The organism is Mesorhizobium sp. M7D.F.Ca.US.004.03.1.1 (assembly GCF_003998635.1).
Classification (GTDB): Bacteria; Pseudomonadota; Alphaproteobacteria; order Rhizobiales; family Rhizobiaceae; genus Mesorhizobium; species Mesorhizobium loti.
The window spans coordinates 1-1,422 of sequence record NZ_RZQG01001235.1; the positions used below are offsets into that span (position 1 = coordinate 1).

A 1,422-nucleotide genomic window follows, 5' to 3' on the forward strand; every position below is an offset into this window, starting at 1 on the left:
GTTTCGCCTTCCTGATTGCCGCCTGGCTGCTCTACCGGCGCAGATCGACCGCCCTGTGGCTCTACGCGGCGATCGTGCTTGGCACGCTGGCCTGGGCGGTCTGGGAAACCGGCTTCGACTGGTGGGAACTCGGGCCGCGCGGCGGCATCATCGTGCTGGTGGCGCTGTGGCTGCTGACGCCGTGGGCGAGGCGGGGCCTTGCCGGCCCTGATGCGCGCGCGCCGCTCATCCTTGCCGTGCTGGCATCGCTTGCCGTTGCCGGTTATTCGATGACAGCAGATCCGAAGGACATCGCTGGAGAACTCGACACCGACAAGGTGATCCCCAACGCCAACCTCGGTAACGACGTGCCGGCCGGCGAGTGGCACTATTACGGCCGCACGCAGTTCGGCCAGCGCTATTCGCCGCTCGACCAGATCACGCCGGACAATGTCGCCAAGCTGCAGCCGGCGTGGACCTACCGCACCGGCGACGTGAAGGGGCCTGACGATATCGGCGAGACCACCTATCAGGTGACGCCGCTGAAGATCGGCGACACGCTTTACATCTGCACGCCGCACAATTTCGCCATCGCTATCGACGCGGCTAGCGGCAAGGAGAAATGGCGCTACGATCCCAAGATCAAGCTCGACAAGGACCGCCAGCACCAGACCTGTCGCGGCGTGTCCTATTATGCCGATGCGGCCATCGCCGCCGGCCAGCCCTGTGCTGCCCGCGTCTACCTGCCGACCTCGGATGCGCGGCTGATCGCGCTCGACGCCGCCAACGGGCAGGTCTGTCCGGCTTTCGCAGAAGGCGGCACGCTGAACCTTCTGACCAACATGCCCTATCCGAAGTCTGGCTATTATTACTCGACTTCTGCGCCGCTGATATCAGGCGGCAAGATCATCGTCGGCGGCGCGGTCAACGACAATTATTCGACGCAGGAGCCGTCGGGCGTCATCCGCGCCTACGATGTCGGCACCGGCAAGCTGCTATGGAACTGGGATTCCGGCAATCCGGACCAGACGACGCCGTTGGCGGCCGGCCAGACCTATACCGCCAACTCACCCAACATGTGGTCGACGCCGAGCGCCGACGAGAAGCTCGGCCTGCTCTATGTGCCGCTCGGCAACCAGACGCCGGATCAGCTCGGCGCGGGGCGCAGCGCCAATGTCGAGAAGTTCTCGTCGTCGATCACCGCGCTCGACCTCAACACCGGGCAATTGCGCTGGGTGCGGCAGACCGTGCACCATGACCTCTGGGACATGGACGTGCCGGCGCAGCCGAGCCTGATCGACATCACCAAACCCGACGGCACCGTGGTGCCGGCGCTGGTCGGGCCGACCAAGCAGGGCGACCTCTATGTGCTCGACCGGCGCACCGGCGAGCCGGTCATTGCGGTCAACGAAGTGCCGGCGCCTGGTGGCGCCATCGAGGGCG

At 65.8% G+C, this 1,422-nt stretch carries 1 protein-coding gene; it reads left to right on the plus strand.

Going from position 1 to position 1,422, the window contains the following annotated elements; all coding sequences use genetic code 11:
• Positions 1 to 1,422 (plus strand): PQQ-binding-like beta-propeller repeat protein (locus EN935_RS35910; RefSeq protein ID WP_164771682.1); only part of this gene is annotated, 1,422 nt, incomplete at both ends.